Origin of the sequence: Chitinophaga rhizophila (assembly GCF_019492185.1) — a bacterium.
GTDB lineage: Bacteria > Bacteroidota > Bacteroidia > Chitinophagales > Chitinophagaceae > Chitinophaga > Chitinophaga rhizophila.
The window spans coordinates 1,051,993-1,068,460 of sequence record NZ_JAICCF010000003.1 but is presented as its reverse complement, the minus strand read 5'-3'; the positions used below and the strand labels follow the sequence as shown (position 1 = coordinate 1,068,460).

The following is a 16,468-nucleotide window of genomic DNA, read 5'->3' as shown; positions in this document are numbered from 1 at the left end:
AGAAACAAACAACGGACGAAAGCCGAGTTAAAAACACAACGAATGAATGTTAAATTCGTTTGGGTTATATTACTTGTTTCCTTCTGAAATAAATATATACATCATCAAGTTCGATTTGCTTTAACTGATAAGCCAGACGTGTTTTGAGATCGCCTGTCTCATCTTTGATTTTTTTATATTGAAATTTCAACGTTTCGTATCTCGCAATTATATCCTCTGCTGAAGCGGAACGGTCAAGTTGCAGAATACTTAACGCACTCTCATCTGTAATCATAGCAATAGGGGTTTCAGAATGTCTTTCTAACGTTTAGTAAATTTTGTTTTTCTTAATGCCACTAAATTAGTGGACTTCACGCAGGCATCCTATACCCAAGCTTGGGTATTTTTACCAACTTACCTGTTGTTGCTGAATACGCTGAAAAATATAAATTACTGATAACCAACCTTTCTCGCTAAAGCGATTAATTCAGTTGTATTTCTAACTTTCAGCTTGATCCTGATATTTTTACGATGAGTTTCCACAGTATACCTGCTTAGATTGAGTTCAGCAGCAATTTCTTTATTATTCAGCCCTTTGACTGATAGCTTCAGGATGTCTTTTTCCCGTGGAGTAAGTTTATTGATCAGGTCTTCATTTTTACGACGCATTACATCCAGCATCGCTTCTGTGAGCTGGTCATTGGTATCCATTGCCAGGGTCATATCCACAAAGGCACAGATCACTTCCTGAACAGCGCCTGCATCATCCCTGGAATAGGGAATGGCAATACCTGTCAGCCAGCGCCAGTTATCAGCGCCCCGTTTACGAAATCTTAAAACTCCCCCGAATATGTTTTTGTTTTCTTTGAATGACTGTTGGGCTATGACAGCCAGTTCAAAGTCATCCGGGTGCATGATCTTCTTAAAAAATTCCAATCCCAGACCATTCATTTCGGCCATTGTATAACCCGTTACATCTTCCATATAGCGGTTGCACCAGTTGATTGTCTTTGTATTGTTCTGATGCGTATATAACATGGCGGGGACGTGGTTCAAAAGACTTTCCAGTGACTTAATACGCGCCTTCAGCAGCTCATTTTCTTTCTGTAGGGCGTTGAGGGAATAGTGCTGGCCCATGTCCGAATCTGTCAACATACATTAAGTTTTATACAAACAATAGCTGAAACCAACTCGTCAGGAATGGCGTAAAAACTCCTTACCCCGCGGTTAGCGCAGGATTGTATAGTATTGTAACTTTCACGTTTAAACGAACAGGAAGGTAACACGAAATTTGTTACAACGCTTAATGTAAATATAAAATAAAAAAGCATATATCCAATACAATTGGTATGCGAATTGGGCGAAACCACCCATATACGCGCTCAGCAGGGCACACACTGCGAAACAGGCACATGCGCAGCCGGATGCTGCGAGGCTAACCAGTCAGTTACCGGCCGCTTCTGTGTTTGATATTTATGATATTAGGCAGTAAATTTGAAAACTCTTTTTAGAGACACATATTCATTAACGCAATAAAAACATAAGTTATGGCATTTACACTTCCGAGCTTACCGTACGCACACGATGCACTGGAGCCAAATATTGATAAACTGACAATGGAAATTCACCACGGTAAGCACCATCAGGCATATGTAGACAACCTGAATAAAGCGATTGCCGGTACTGAAAATGAAAATAAATCCCTGGAAGAACTGGTTGCTAGCGCCGGTAAGATCAGCCCTGCTGTAAGAAACAACGGTGGTGGTCACTGGAACCACAGTTTCTTCTGGAAAGTGATTGGTCCTAACGCAGGTGGCGAACCTACAGGCGCACTGGCTGACGCTATCAAAAGTACCTTTGGTTCTTTTGCAGAATTTCAGGAAAAGTTTGCTAACGCAGGCGCTACCCGTTTTGGTTCAGGTTGGGCATGGCTGATCGTTAAAGACGGTAAACTGGAAATCACTTCCACTCCTAACCAGGACAACCCACTGATGGATGTTGCTGAAGTAAAAGGTACACCAATCCTGGGTATCGACGTTTGGGAACATGCTTACTACCTGAAATATCAGAACCGTCGTCCGGAATATCTGAAAGCTTTCTGGAGCGTGGTTAACTGGAGCGAAGTTGCTAAAAACTACGAAGCTGCCAAGTAATTACTAACAGCGTTTCAATAAAAAAGAGGGTGCGTTATACACCCTCTTTTTATTTATACCTGTGAACATAGATCCGCTTAGAGCTGTTTGATCTTCATGTTTTTAAACCATACTTCACTACCATGATCCTGCAGGTCGATATGGCCTTTCTTTGTTTCCCCATATCCTTTTGCATCTTTCCATTTACCTTCCGTCTTTGCTTTCGTCCACTCAGGTGATCCGATCTGATAATCAGCGGTTTTCTGACCATTCAGCCAGTGCTCTACGTGTCCTTTATCCACTACAATGCGGGTATGATTCCACTCACCTACCGGTTTTGCTGCAGCTACCAACGGAGCATCCATGGCATAGTTAGCGCCTGTCTTCTGCCAGCCTTCCAGTTTTTCAGGGAAGTTCTCATCATCGATCAACTGGTACTCAGGGCCACTCAGGTAAGCTGCATCATATTTTTCTGACGCCAGGTATATAATACCACTATTACCTTGTGGAGCTATTTTCCAATCGGTAATGAACTCAAAATTCTCATATGTGCTGTCAGATGTCAGGTCGGCACGTTTATCACTTTTATCTTTCTCACTTCCCAGGCAGTGTAGCGTACCATTTTCGGCTACCCAGCTATTGGATTGTTTGCCCTTATAAATATGCCAGCCATCCAGATTCTGACCATTGAAAAGTAATACCCAGCCTTCTGACTTCTCGCTATCAGAAAGAAGATTATCTGCGCCATCTGTTACCAGCGCTCCCGCAGAGGAGGTATCTGCAGTTACAGTTGTACTGTCCTGGGTGGTGGAATTGGAATTACCGCCACATGCTATTACGCCGATGGCCATTACTGACAATGCAGGAACAAATAATTTCTTCATCATGATCATTAGTTTATTTGTTTATCAATTTCAGGGCTTTCGGATCCCATTGAATAATGCGGTTATTAAAATAGCTATCGTTACACAATAATGCCGGTGCAGCTGCACGGTAACCAAACAGGGCATCTTCACTTACCTTACCACCGGTACGCATTGCGTTGAACAGGTTGTAGAAGTGGTCGAAGTGCGCGCCTTTGTAACCTTCTTCTGCTGCATACTCCAGCTTATCTGGCGATAACATTTCCTTGCGGTCATATACATACTGTTTACCATGATCTGCTTCTTTCTTGCTTTGCAATAAAGGATCGTCTGAAGCAGCGTAACTCTTGTTTCTATAAAGCGTTACCTTATCCCACTCAACAGTCATGGAGCCTTCACTACCTACCATTCTCAGGTAATTGGTGCCACCGGTACCATCAACAAAGTTAACACGCAGTGACAGGTTGAATGCAGGATGTGCCTCTGTCTCAGGATAGTCAAACATTCCCAGCATAATATCTGGCACCTCACGACCATCTTTCCAGTAACGGAGTCCGCCGGTAGCCATGATTTTATCCGGCCCGATAGAACCTGTTACAAAATGCAGGCTGGAGAAAAGATGTACGAAAAGGTCGCCGGAAACACCGGTACCGTAATCTTTATAGTTGCGCCAGCGGAAGAAGCGTAGTGGGTCAAAGTCTCTTTTAGGTGCATTTGCCAGGTAAGCGGCCCAATCTACCGTTTGCGGAGAGGCATCAGCAGGAATAGGATATTGCCAGGCTCCGAAAGGAGACATACGTGCCCAGAAACCTTCAGCATAATTGAGTTTTCCGATAGCGCCATCTTTCAGTAACTGTTTTGCTTTTTCATTACCTAAGGAGCTCATACCCTGGCTGCCTACCTGGTATACCACTTTATTGTTCTTCTGCTGGGCTGCTACTACGGCAGGTCCTTCAGAGATATCGTGTACCATTGGCTTTTCGCAGTAGACAGATTTGCCTTTGTTCATTGCAGCCACGGAGATGTCCTTGTGCCAGAAGTCGGGTGTTGCAATGATAACAGCATCTATATCCTTACGCTCAAGGATCTCTCTGTAGTCGCGGGTAGTATAAATATCATTTCCCCACTTCTTTTTTGCATCTGCCAGCCGGCCGTCATACAGGTCGCAGGCAGCCACAAGTTTTGCACCTGGTACTGTAACGGCAGTATTGGCATCTGCTGTACCCATACCTCCTGCGCCAATCAGAGCAACCTGTATCTGATCATTAGCACTATATTTTTCATTAACACGGGAGAGTGATTCCAGGTTACGTTTACGATCAGCTGCGGTGATGATAGTGGGAAATATGGAAGCACCTACTACTCCTTTTGCCACTTTCGTAATAAATCCTCTGCGAGAGTTGTTATTAGCATTGTCAGGCATGCGGTTCTTTATTTTAATTTTTAGATAACGTGAAGAGATGCTTAATTTATAATTAAAAAGCCGGAAATCATAATTTTCCTGCGTTTCTCTTAAAATACAAGTGTGGCCAGCACGGGCAGATGATCAGAGGCGTAACGCTCTGTAATTACCTGGTGACCTATTACCCGGAATACTGATGCCGGCGCATACATGATAAAATCAATAGCCCTTTTAGGCGTATCTACAGGTATGGTGAAAGGACACTCGGTACAGGTACGCGTAAAAGTGCTATCAAGTATACTTATCGCCCTGCTGCCTGCTTTCGCATTCATATCTCCTGCCAGTATCACCGGCATACCTGCCTGCCCCAGAATGCGGCTGATTTCCCTTGTCTGCAATACCCGGTTACTATCGCTTCTAGTAACATCAAGATGGGTACTGGCCATCATCACCTCACGCCCGTCAGGCAATGTGACTGCCACCGTACATAATGCCCGCTGCTCGGCCTTTACGCCTGGTACGGAAGGAAGCGCATAAGCCCTCCCTTCCTTTACCGGATACCGGGATAGCACTGCCACCCCATATTCTCCTCCATCATATGGAATTGCCTTTGCGAAAAAGCTGTGCATTCCTGTTTTGCGCGCCAATACAGCCGCCTGATCAACATCTTTACCCGAACGCCCTGTACGCACATCAACTTCCTGCAGGGCTACAAAATCGGGCCGCTGCTCATTAATAACTCGAGCAATGGCATCCAGATCTATATATTCCGGGCGGGAAGGAGGATTGGCGTGATGAATATTATAACTTAATATCCGCAGGGTATCCGGCGTTTTGACACGCTGCCCCTTAAGTGTTCTGCCTCCCATGCATCCTGCGAATGCCAGCATAGTGGCGCATGCTATCCATAATTTCATACTTCACATGATTTAATTATTCCCAACCAGGATTTTGTCCTAACTGTACGTTACGCTGTACCTGCGTCAACGGCACCGGCCAGAGATAGTTTTTAGGATCTACAAAACGGCGGTTAGTATTGATGATCATATATCCTTTTGCATCCACTGCTACTCCTGCTACATACGGCTGCATATAATCAGGTATGAATGACTTCTTCATTCCTTTAACATCTTCAGCCAGCAATGCGCCTTTCTTCCAGCGCAGCAGGTCAAAGTAACGCTGCCCTTCCAGCGCCAGCTCCACTCTTCTCTCCCTGCGGATCTCCTCCCGCAGGTCCATACCCCAGCTGGCCAGCTCTGTCATAATAATATGGTGCATACCTACACGGTCCCTGAGCAGATTAATCGTCATATCCAGATCGGCCTGGGTCAGTTTACCCTGCATCTCCCTGGCTTCTGCATAATTGAGCAATATTTCGGCATAACGCATGATATGAATATCATTAGGATCTTTATTGTAAGTGGCCACAGCAGATACTTCAACATACTTGGTAAAATAATAACCAGTAGCTGTCACGCTGCCTTTTTTATCAGAGTTGAACTTTGGCAGGTTATAGATATCACTTGGATTTGCGTCTGCATCTCCGTCATCCTTACCGCCCCATGTACTGCCAGGAGCCAGTATGGTTTGCACCATACGGGGGTCCCTGTTTTTAAACACATCGGCGTAGGCTGTCTGCGCAGCTTCATTATACAGCGGTGACTTATCCACAGGTCTTCCGTCGGTACATAGATAAGCGTCTATCAGCGATTTGGTAGGATTAAAACGGGACGTTTGATCCGGCACCTGTGCTTCACGGCTCATATTGTGCATTGACACATTCAACAGGTATAAACGGGCAAGAATCGTCTCTTTGTTAGCGCCTGCAGCCAGCTTACCTTTGTGGGAGAACAACTCATTATAGCTGGTGGCTGTATTTCCATTATCATACAACTGGTATACATTCAGATCCATTACCGCTTTTGCGGCTGCTTCTGCCACATCATACCTGCCGTAGAACAATGCTACGCGGGATTTCCACCCCAGGGCTGCACCTTTAGTAATGCGTCCCAGATCGGCAGCACCATAACTAAGTGGTAGTTCGGCAGCGGCTGAATCCAGCTGCTGGAGTATAAAATCAACTACTTCCAGTCTTGGCGTACGCGGACCATATACCTGCTCGTCGCCGATGTTGAGGGTATTAGTAACCAGCGGTACATCTCCGAAGAAGAATGTAAGATAGCTATACAGAAAAGCTCTCAGAAAACGCGCCTCACCAGCATACTGCTTTAAAGTAGCCTCCCTAATACCTTCTGCTTTCTGGTAGTTTTCCAGGAAGTGATTACAACGGCGGATACCCTTATACTGGTTGACCCATTCGTTATTCAGGGTATTCAATGTAAAATCAAAGTTGCCGGTAGAGATATTCTGATAGTCGCTTAATGGTGGGTAAATAGTGTTATCTCCCATGTTCTCCATATCCACCACATTCTTACCTTTCAGGTAATCATAGCAGGCATTAACAGCCATTTTCAACTGGGGCTCTGTTTTCCAGAACTGCTCACTGGTAATAGCGTCCAGTGCAGAGCGGTTGAGAAAATCCTTTGAACAGCCGGCAATTGTTACCGCCAGTAGCAGGATACCGTATACAATATATTTACAACGCATTACTGTAATTATTTAAAGTTGACATTAATACCAAACACGACGGTCTTTACCTGTGGATACTCGCCTCCGCTGGTAGATACTGTCTCAGGATCGTATGCATAGAAGAAGTTGGTTTTTGTAAGCAGGTTGTCTGCAGACACGTACGCTCTTACCCGCTGTATCCTGGCTTTGCTAAGCCATGGTGCTGAGAGGTTATATCCCAGCTGTATATTCTTGAGGCGCAGGTAGGCAGCGTTCTGCATCCAGTAGTCTGACTGCCTGGCGGTGGTGTTACGTGTATCAAGGAAAGTAAAACGAGGATACCATGCATCCGGATTCTCTGGCGTCCAGTGGTCTCTATGTACTTCCTGCGGGTAAGACCCGTAGGCCTGGAAAGTATGTATGCCTATACTTCCCACGTAGCCATTACCCTTGCCAACACCCTGAAGGAAGAAAGAGAAGTCAAAGTTCTTCCAGCTCATATTACCTCTCAGCGAGTAAGTATAACGAGGGAAAGCATTACCTATTACTTCCCGGTCTTTATCTGCCGTGATCTTACCATCATTGTTCAGATCTCTGTATTTCAGGTCGCCAGGCGCTACTTTACCACGGTCAGCATCGAAGATGGCGAAATTAGGCGTAAGCGCTCCCGTAGCAGGATCCTTAGTGAAATCGCTTTCCTGTGCCAGCCCATCCGTTCTGTAACCATAAAACGCATCAATCGGATATCCTACCTGACGGATCCTGTTTTCCAATACCGGCGGTGCACCACCCAGATTCTCTATTTTATTTCTTACGTCTGATAACTGCGCAGTAAGTCCGTAAGAGAAGTCGCTGATATGATCATTCCAGCCCAGGATCACTTCCCAGCCCTTATTGGAAACATTCCCTGCATTCTGATCAGGTACTTCCAGTCCGAGGATGTCTGGTTGCGGCACCTTCAGCTGTATATCCATCGTACGCTTGTTGAACCAGTCAGCACTAACTGTCAGCCGGTTATTCAGGAAGGCGAGATCTACACCGATGTTCAGCATATTTACTTTCTCCCATCTCAACAGCGGGTTAGCCAGGTTAGTCTGCGCCAGGCCTCTGGTAAGAATATTACCGATAGGCATAGTACCTACCCCTGTCACCACCTGCTGGTAAGGGTACCATTCGGAATAAGCTGTTCCGTCTGCGCCAAACTGGTTACCGAGGTTACCGTAAGACACCCTCAGCTTACCTTCATTCAGCCAGCGCATAGCAGTATTTTCTTTCAGGAAATTCTCCTGTGTAAAGCGCCAGCCGGCAGAAGCCGATGGGAATATGCCATACCGCTCATCTTTTGCATACCGGGACGAACCATCATAGCGGAAGTTGAACTCCAGTAAGTACTTTTCTTTGAAGTCATAATTCATACGACCAAACCAGGAGCGTAACGCGTACTGGTAGCCATCTCCTGATGAATTAGGATTATCAGAGCCCAGATTGAACACAGGTACATCATCGCTTACAAAGTTCTGTTTGCTGGCAGCAAAGGACTCATATCTGAAGGTCTCCTGCTGGTAACCGCCCAATAATTTCACATGATGGTGCTGTACCTGGAGGCTATAATTAAGCAGTAACGAGAGATTGCTCATACGGCTGGTATAGTCTCTCATCTCAAGACTATTACTGGTAGCATTAGTATACCAGAACTCTCCTGAATCAGGATAGTAGTAATCTATTTTACGACTGAAGGTAGCGCGTCGCTGATTAATGATATTAGTACCGTATTGTCCGGTGATATCCAGGTTAGGCGTCAGGTGGAGTTTTCCGGAGACATTGCCTGTCAGTTCCTGCGACTTGAAGTTGTTATAGCCGCCATCTGTAGCAATGGCTACAGGGTTGCTCGAGCCGCCTCCATATCCCCAGGTACCGTTACTGAATTTAACAGGATTCAGCGGCGACATCGTCAGCGCGGTATAAATAGGTCCTGAGTTTTCATCGGTACCACCTGCCGGCTGATTCTGCGTACGGTCAATGTAACCGATGTTGGCATCCAGATCAAGTACATTGAACAAGGTCAATGCATTTACTCTAGCACGCAGGTTATTGCGCAGGGCTTTATACTGATCTCCTACTACCAAGCCTTTCTGGTCCATCCTGCCATAAGACAGGTAGTAAGATAAATGTTGTGCCCCGCCGTTCAGACTCAGGTTGTGCTCCTGTAAGGGCGTATGTGATTTAATCAGGGTTTTAGGCCAGTTTGTATTTGCGAAGAAGTCAGGGTCAGTGCCATCTATAGCTTTCTGAATATCAGCTGATGTATATGTTTCGGGCAAACCTACGTTACGCTGTGCTTCATTCAGCATAGACATATATTCTGCTGCGCCCACCATCTTAGGCAGCGCATAAGGACGCTGCATACCATAGAAGCCGTTGTAAGTAACTGTAGGAGCCTGATTCAGCTTGCCTTTTTTTGTCGTGACAAGTATCACACCATTTGCTGCGCGCGACCCATATATAGCTGCGGAAGCAGCGTCTTTCAATACAGATACGCTTTCAATATCTGTCGGATTCAGAAAGTTGAGATCACCCGGCACACCATCAATCAGTATAAAAGGATTTGAGTTGTTGGTAGTACCGATTCCACGCACCCTGATTGTTGCTTTCGGATCGCCGGGGAACCCACTGTTGCTTACTACCGTCAGACCAGGCATTAAGCCTTGTAAGGCATTGGACATAGAAGTAACCGGTCTTCCTTCCAGCTCCTTCTCCCCTATCATATTCACAGCGCCTGTAAGGTTCACTTTCTTTTGCGTACCAAAACCTACCACTACCACCTGATTTAACTGGCGGGAATCTTCACTTAATACTACATCAATAGTTTGCTGACCGTCAACAGTTACTTCTTTAGGGAAGTATCCGATGTAAGAGAATACAAGCACAGCATCATTGCCTGGCACACTGATCTCAAAGCGGCCATCAGCATTAGTAACGGTGCCGTTAGCAGCGCCTTTGACCATGATAGTAACACCGGGCAATGGTACACCTGTGGCACTCTTTACAGTACCAGTTACACGTACAAACGCTATACTTTTCCATGTATTACCAGTGGCTGTACTATTACCACTCCATACATTCCTGATGTCTCCGATTGATACAGTTGCTGCATCAGCAGATACAGGCGCTGTATTAATGTCATCAGCAGAGATAGCGAATTGTTGTGGCGTAATCTGTTTCATCTCCAAACCATATGGTTTGATAAGCGATTGCAGTATACGGGCAAAAGTCTTATCTCTGAAACTTTCTCTGCCCTTATTAATCTTCATCTGCAGCAATTCAGATCTGCAAAGGAAACTGACAGCATGCTTCTTTTCTATATCCTGCAATATCTGTCCCAGCGTCTGTACCTGGCCTTGTCCGGAGGAAGAGGCGTGTACAGCATCATTGGCGAGCGCCAGGTCCTGCGCATAGGCAGGCGGCCCTATCAGGCAGGCGTATAGCAAGGTACATCTGCCCAACTTTTTAATAGGTACATTTGCGAGCATATCTGATATTTTTATTGGTTACTGGATCGTATGAAAAGTGTATCTGCTTCCTTTTCTATTTTCAGGCTTAATGCAAATGCTAATGTCTCCAGCAAAGAAGCTTCATCTTTTACACGCAGGCTTCCGGACAGTTCCTGCTGTGCCAGTTGCCTGCTGCTGATCTTCACATGGTAGTTGTAAGTATCTTCTATGTAACTGGCTATTTCCTGTAGTTTTATTTTCTCCAGGTGCTGATGATTTTCTTTCCAGACGGCATATAATGCAGGATTTACTTTCTTCCGGATAATTTTATTTCCGGTAACATCATATTTGACAAAATCTCCGGGAGTTAACACCATAGGAGTTTCCGGCAGATCTTTAAAACGTAGTTTGATCTTACCGGTATTTAAGGTAACAGTTGTAAATACCTTATTCTCTCTGACATTAAATGAAGTACCTAATACATCAATCAATACGTTGCCGCTGTGTACAATAAATTCTTCAGGTGCATGAATACCCGCTGAAGAAGGTTTGATATCGAAGAAGGCTTCTCCTTTCAACCATACCTCTCGTTGACTACCACTCCGCCAGTCTGAATGATAAGATATCTCCGCACCTGCGTTTAGTCTGACTATTGAGCTATCGGGCAGCCATACCGTCCTTACATCGGCGGCATAAGCTTGTATAGTCGTGATCGGAGCCGGGCGTAACAGGTAACCGGCAGTGATGATTATACCCGCAATTACAGCAGCCGCGGCTGCCCACCATAGCAGACGCTTTATGCTACGAGGTTTGGCTACCGGAACTATCGTTCTTTCAGCAGCTTCAAGCAATAACAGGTTGCGGCCAAGTGACATTTCTATCGCCGATTCATCGGGCAGCTGCTCTTTGAATTGCAGCTGTATAATTAAGTTACGCGCTTCTTCTACCTGCTGCCGCTTATACGGATGAGTGGCAAGCCATGTTTGCCATAGTTCGTCACTTGCCTGATCGGGATAATGAACCCAATGCAGGAAGGCGTCGTCTTTGATAAAATCGTCTGTTGTGTAGTCGTCGTAGTGTTTAGGTAGCTCCATGTTTGCCTGTTACAATCATAGGAGCCAGCTGGTATTTATTTTACCCCATGGAGTGGTAACTTTTTTTATAAAAAGTTTTCAGGTAGTGGAAATAGCGTTGTGCCCGTAATAGCGGCAGACAATTGCACACTGCCTAAAGCAGCGACCAGTGTAGCAAATGTCATCATAGCTGTTACCAACGGCATAGTATGGTAGGCATTACGCAATACTTCAATAGCGCGGGCCATTAGTTTATATGTAGCTTTTACAGAGATCTGGAGAATGGCGGCTATTTCGTCATATTCCATGTTTTCATAGAAGCGGAAGAAGATAGCTTCTTTTTGTCTGGGGGTAAGACTTTCAAGTGCGCTCCTCAGCATATGATGTTGCTGGTACTCTTCTTCTTTTGCCATCTGTTGCTGCTCGGCAGACAGTTCAAGGGCAAACACATATCGCTCTTCATCGGGCAGGTCAGCGTGTAACTCTCTGCTTTGGGATAATAGCCGGAAGAGATAGTTACGAAAGGACACAAACAGATAGCTTCTGAACTCCCGTATAGCAGATAGCTGCTCACGGTTGATCCAGAAACGCACAAAGATTTCCTGAATGCTGTCTTCAATCAGCACAACATTATCTGTCAACTTACAGCCATAGTTATACAAGCGGGGATAATACAGCCTGTAGATCTGAGCGTAGGCTCCTTTATCTCCTGCCTGGCAGGCTTCCCATACAGCGGCGTCTATGTGTAGCATAGCATACATCTCATTCTTGACGGAAAGACGTAAAATTATTGATAATGACCTGCTTGTTATGTTATCATTCAATTAACTAAATATACCGCTATTGTGCAAGGGTATGACATAAAAAAAGTCCATAGACGTTCGCCAGGCGCTCACATCTATGGACTTGATGATAGTCAGTTAAGTATAATTATTTCAGCAGCTGCTGATAACGTTCCGGTGAATGCAGTACAGCAATGGCAGTTGTTACCTCATTATCGCTGGAGAGCGACTTTTCGATACGGCCACGCTGCATATAGTAGCGGCTGGCAATCTCTTCTTCCAGCAGGCGTTTGATCTCTGTTTTATTCTTCAGCAGATCCTGCTTCTTGTCATGTTTCATCTTTACCTGCAGTGCTTCAAACTCTTTTGCTACAGCATCATAATATTTTTCTTTTCTGGCAGTAGCCTGGAATGTTTCCAGTGCTTCCTCGCTACGGGTTTTATAATTATAGTTTCTGCCATCGAGATATTTGATAAAGTCGGCGAAATCTTCTTCACTGAGGGCAAAGGTACTGGCAGCAGCAATTTTAGGATGGCTGTAATAGTACTGAGTGGCAAAGTCAAAGATATACTGTTTACGCAGCAGGGTAATGGCTACCTGGCTAAGCAGGGTCGGATCTACGGCATTATCCGGTTCTATACCGCCGCCGTCTCTTACTTTACGGCCGGCAACGGTATTGAATGACTTACGCAGTGAATCGGCTGTTAGTTCTACCTCGCCATCGCTGTTTCTGTGGGAATAGTCGATCGCCTGGATACAGCGTCCGCTGGGAGTATAGTATTTGGCGGTAGTTACCTTAAGTTTTGCATTATAAGGCAGCGGGCGGGTCGTTTGCACCAGTCCTTTACCAAAGGAGCGCTGTCCGATAATAACGCCCCTGTCGAGGTCCTGAATAGCGCCTGCAACAATTTCGGAGGCGGAGGCTGAGGAGCGGTTGGTCAGTACTACCAGCGGCATGTGTGCATCTACAGCGGGCGATTCAGTTTTATATTCCCGGTCCCAGCTTTTTACCTTTCCTTTTGTGCTGACAATGGTTTTATTCTTATCCACGAAGATGTTGGCTACGATCACTGCTTCGTCGAGTAACCCACCTGGGTTACCTCTGAGGTCAAGGATGAGGCCTTTCATGCCCGGGTATTGTTTTTTTAGTTCTGTAAAGGCGCTCTGTACACGTTCACCACTGTTTTCAGTGAATTGGGTCATCCTGATGTAACCGATATCCTGGCTGGTCATACCTGAGAAGCTGACAGCTTTGACATTGATTTCTTCACGGATGATTTTTTTATTGTTTTGATCGCCGGTAATGGGGTGTTTGGTAACCATATCCAGGGAGGATCCTGGAGCGCCTTTCAGCAGGCGGCTGATATCTTCCTGGTCCAGCCCTTTGATATCTTTTCCGTCGAGGGAGAGGATGATATCACCGGGTTTAACACCGGCTTTATCCATTGGGCCACCTTCATAGACATCGGTGATGACCGTTCTTTCACTGTCTGTATTGACAGATACGCCTACGCCGCCATATTTACCGGTAGCCATGAATTTGAGTTCGTCGAGGTTCTCTTCTGCGATGAAGTCTGTGTAAGGGTCAGTTTCTTCCAGCATAGCGTCGATGCCTTTACGCATGACTTTTTCCGGCGGCAGTTCATCTACGTAGTAGGTGTTCAGTTCGCGGTAGAAAGCGGCGAATATGTCGAGGTTCTTGGCGATCTCGAAGTATTTATCCTTCTCGTTATAGGCCATGATACTCATGCCACCGCCTATCAGCAGGACTAATACCAGCACTATTCTTCTTTTTCTGCGAAAAAATTCACGCATAGGTCATTCAGTTATCTGTTACAGAGAAAAGTCTTCTGCTGTGAAATTTAGTCAATCTATTAAACATAAACTGTTAAAACATTGGAATCTATCCTAATAGATGAGCATCTCCGGCTTAAGGTACGGGGTCGTGTCCATGGCCACCCCAGGGGTTGCAGGACAATATCCGTTTAATGGTGAGGTAACCGCCTTTGAGCAGCCCATGTTTTTGCAGGGCTTCCACACCGTATTGTGAGCAGGTGGGGGTATAGCGGCATTTATTAGCACCGAGCAGTGGGGATAGCCCCCATTGATAGATCCTGATGAGCCATATAAACGGGTAGCTTAAGTATCGTAAGACTTTCATTATTGCACCATTTCTTTTTCCAGCTTCTTTAAAATTACCGAAATTTTATGGTGCAGGGTAGCGTAGGGAGCGATTTTCTTATCTGTATAGATAAAGAATACGAGCAGCTGACGGGAGTGTTGCTGCAGTATGTTGTAAAAGTCCTGCTTTTGCAGGCGCCAGCATTCGCGTGTAAGGCGTTTTACACGGTTACGGTCTACGGCATGGGGGAACCGTTTCGTAGAAGCGCTAAAACCGGCTTGTACGGGATATTTATTTCCAGGTTGATCTACCGTCATGTAAACTACACGGTAGGGAAAAACAGAAAACGCTTTTCCTTCCCGAAAAAGCGTTTCAATGAGTTTTCTGCTTTTTAACCTTTCTTCCTTGTTAAAAGAATAAGTTTTTATGGCAAGTTCGATTTATCAACCCAATAGCGATACATTCTGTTCTATCAAGAACCAGCCTCAAAGCCTGCGCTCGTGTTGTTTACGCAGTAACAGCGGTTCTTATTTCAGCTTCCGCTCGTCAGAAACAGTTAATTTCTTACGTCCTTTAGCTCTGCGGGAAGCTAATACTTTACGGCCGTTAGCAGTTTCCATTCTCTTTCTAAAACCATGAACGCTCTTTCTGCGTCTGTTATGCGGTTGAAAAGTACGTTTCATTTTAATATTTTGTTTTTACCTGTACTATACTAAACACTATCCCGTATTGCGGAATCCTGTTTTTAAAACGGAAGGCAAAGGTAGGGAAAAATATCAAATAGTAAAGTGTTTTCTAAAAAAATCTGCCCCGGAAGGCCTCCGGGGCAGACATACAAAGTTTAATAACTCTTATAACGAATTATTTGATACCCAGTTTGGTTTTAACAGCAGCTGACAGATCATCGCCTGCAGGAGATACCAGCAGTACACCTACAGAGCTGTCGATTACATAAGCGTAACCTTTTTCTTTAGCTACATCTTCGATTGCTTTACGGGCTTTATCGTAGATTGGTTTCAGGATATCACCACGTCTCTGTTCGATCTTCTGCTGAGCAGATTCCTGGTAGTCCTGTATGTTTTTCTGAGCAGTCTGGATCTCTTTGGTTTTGATCTCCTTCATGTTATCAGTCATAGTAGCCGCACCTTTGTCAAATTCAGCCAGTTTCTTCTGATATTCTTCGATCAGTCCTTTACCATCTTTATCCAGCTCCTCTGCAAACTGCTGCAGTGTTTTCTGTGCAGTCTGTGCCTCTGGCATAGCCTCGATCAGAGCTTGAGCGTTAATATGTCCAACCTTGGACTGAGCCATTGCATTTACGCTGAACAATCCTGAAACTGCCACGAAAGCAATAATTACATACTTCTTCATGATGTTGTCTGTGTTTAAAAAACTTTTAATACTAATACAAAGGTTATAAAATGGTTGCTAAGATTTACTCGCCTGTAGCCGGTGCGTCTTTCTTGATACCCAGGGAACGGAGGATGTCGTCACTCTTATCCAGTTTAGGGTCGGAGAAGATTACGGTAATACCACCTGATTTGTCCAATACAAAGTCATACATTCTCTGCGCTGCCAGTTTCTGTACGGCATTATAGACTTTATCCTGAACGGGCTTTACCAGCTCCTCACGTTTCTTGAAAAGATCGCCTTCATATCCAAAACGTTTCTTCTGCAGGTCTTTTGCTTCTTTTTCCTTTGCTATTATTTCTTCCTCACGTTTGTGTTTCAGTTCTTCAGTCAACATAACCTGTTCTGCCTGATAAGATTTATACATCTTGTCTACTTCCAGGAACTTAGCATCTATTTCTTTCTGCCACTGTTCAGCCACAGCATCCAGCTTACCTTGTGCTTCCTTATAATCAGGCACATTGTCCAGGATGTATTTTGTATCGATCACACAATAACGTTGCGCAAAGGCCGAAATCGTACAACTGAACAGAACGGCGGCGATGAGGGATATTTTTTTCATACTTGTCGTTTTCAAATTACCTGCCAAATTGATACCAGGGTCCGAAATTGCAATATATAATTTAAAGTTTATTCTAACATCAA

Annotated in this window: 16 protein-coding genes; 1 reads left to right on the top strand and 15 read right to left on the bottom strand. The window is 45.0% G+C overall.

Annotated elements, in window-relative coordinates:
- Positions 1 to 64: 64 nt before the first annotated feature.
- Positions 65 to 274, bottom strand: coding sequence for a hypothetical protein (locus tag K1Y79_RS18945; RefSeq protein ID WP_220251726.1), 210 nt, complete (start codon positions 272 to 274; stop codon positions 65 to 67).
- A gap of 155 nt (positions 275 to 429) precedes the next feature.
- Positions 430 to 1,134 carry a LuxR C-terminal-related transcriptional regulator gene (locus K1Y79_RS18940; RefSeq protein WP_220251725.1) on the bottom strand — a complete coding sequence of 235 codons (705 nt, stop codon included), beginning with the start codon at positions 1,132 to 1,134 and terminating at the stop codon, positions 430 to 432.
- 392 nt (positions 1,135 to 1,526) lie between these two features.
- Here K1Y79_RS18940 and K1Y79_RS18935 point away from each other — a divergent pair, with 392 nt between their 5' ends.
- A complete protein-coding gene (locus tag K1Y79_RS18935; protein ID WP_220251724.1) occupies positions 1,527 to 2,132 on the top strand; it encodes a superoxide dismutase in 606 nt (201 codons plus the stop codon).
- 77 nt (positions 2,133 to 2,209) lie between these two features.
- On the opposite strand, the gene K1Y79_RS18930 is transcribed toward K1Y79_RS18935, so the two are convergent.
- The 13 genes from K1Y79_RS18930 to K1Y79_RS18870 form a co-directional block, all read right to left on the bottom strand.
- On the bottom strand, positions 2,210 to 2,998 hold the full coding sequence (locus K1Y79_RS18930; RefSeq protein ID WP_236059698.1) for a 3-keto-disaccharide hydrolase: 789 nt from the start codon (positions 2,996 to 2,998) through the stop codon (positions 2,210 to 2,212).
- A gap of 10 nt (positions 2,999 to 3,008) precedes the next feature.
- Positions 3,009 to 4,397, bottom strand: coding sequence for a Gfo/Idh/MocA family protein (locus tag K1Y79_RS18925; RefSeq protein ID WP_220251723.1), 1,389 nt, complete (start codon positions 4,395 to 4,397; stop codon positions 3,009 to 3,011).
- Positions 4,398 to 4,486: 89 nt separating this feature from the next.
- Positions 4,487 to 5,293 (bottom strand): endonuclease/exonuclease/phosphatase family protein, encoded by an 807-nt coding sequence (locus K1Y79_RS18920; protein ID WP_220251722.1) that lies wholly within the window; start codon positions 5,291 to 5,293, stop codon positions 4,487 to 4,489.
- Positions 5,294 to 5,309: 16 nt separating this feature from the next.
- Complete coding sequence (locus K1Y79_RS18915) at positions 5,310 to 6,983, bottom strand: RagB/SusD family nutrient uptake outer membrane protein (RefSeq protein WP_220251721.1); 1,674 nt, start codon at positions 6,981 to 6,983, stop codon at positions 5,310 to 5,312.
- Between the two features lie 8 nt (positions 6,984 to 6,991).
- Positions 6,992 to 10,474, bottom strand: coding sequence for a SusC/RagA family TonB-linked outer membrane protein (locus K1Y79_RS18910; RefSeq protein ID WP_220251720.1), 3,483 nt, complete (start codon positions 10,472 to 10,474; stop codon positions 6,992 to 6,994).
- Positions 10,475 to 10,485: 11 nt separating this feature from the next.
- A complete protein-coding gene (locus K1Y79_RS18905) occupies positions 10,486 to 11,529 on the bottom strand; it encodes a FecR family protein (protein ID WP_220251719.1) in 1,044 nt (347 codons plus the stop codon).
- A 65-nt stretch (positions 11,530 to 11,594) separates the two neighbouring features.
- Positions 11,595 to 12,260 carry an RNA polymerase sigma factor gene (locus K1Y79_RS18900; RefSeq protein ID WP_220251718.1) on the bottom strand — a complete coding sequence of 222 codons (666 nt, stop codon included), beginning with the start codon at positions 12,258 to 12,260 and terminating at the stop codon, positions 11,595 to 11,597.
- Positions 12,261 to 12,438: 178 nt separating this feature from the next.
- A complete protein-coding gene (locus tag K1Y79_RS18895) occupies positions 12,439 to 14,106 on the bottom strand; it encodes a S41 family peptidase (protein ID WP_220251717.1) in 1,668 nt (555 codons plus the stop codon).
- Positions 14,107 to 14,221: 115 nt separating this feature from the next.
- Positions 14,222 to 14,452, bottom strand: a complete 231-nt coding sequence (gene yidD / locus K1Y79_RS18890; protein ID WP_220251716.1) for a membrane protein insertion efficiency factor YidD — start codon at positions 14,450 to 14,452, stop codon at positions 14,222 to 14,224.
- Positions 14,452 to 14,841, bottom strand: coding sequence for a ribonuclease P protein component (locus K1Y79_RS18885; protein WP_220251996.1), 390 nt, complete (start codon positions 14,839 to 14,841; stop codon positions 14,452 to 14,454). Before K1Y79_RS18885 ends, yidD begins: the two co-directional genes overlap by 1 nt.
- Positions 14,842 to 14,940: 99 nt before the next feature.
- Positions 14,941 to 15,096, bottom strand: coding sequence for a 50S ribosomal protein L34 (rpmH, locus tag K1Y79_RS18880; protein WP_012788729.1), 156 nt, complete (start codon positions 15,094 to 15,096; stop codon positions 14,941 to 14,943).
- 178 nt (positions 15,097 to 15,274) lie between these two features.
- A complete protein-coding gene (locus K1Y79_RS18875) occupies positions 15,275 to 15,784 on the bottom strand; it encodes an OmpH family outer membrane protein (protein ID WP_220251715.1) in 510 nt (169 codons plus the stop codon).
- A gap of 64 nt (positions 15,785 to 15,848) precedes the next feature.
- Positions 15,849 to 16,385 (bottom strand): OmpH family outer membrane protein, encoded by a 537-nt coding sequence (locus tag K1Y79_RS18870; RefSeq protein ID WP_220251714.1) that lies wholly within the window; start codon positions 16,383 to 16,385, stop codon positions 15,849 to 15,851.
- Positions 16,386 to 16,468: the final 83 nt, after the last annotated feature.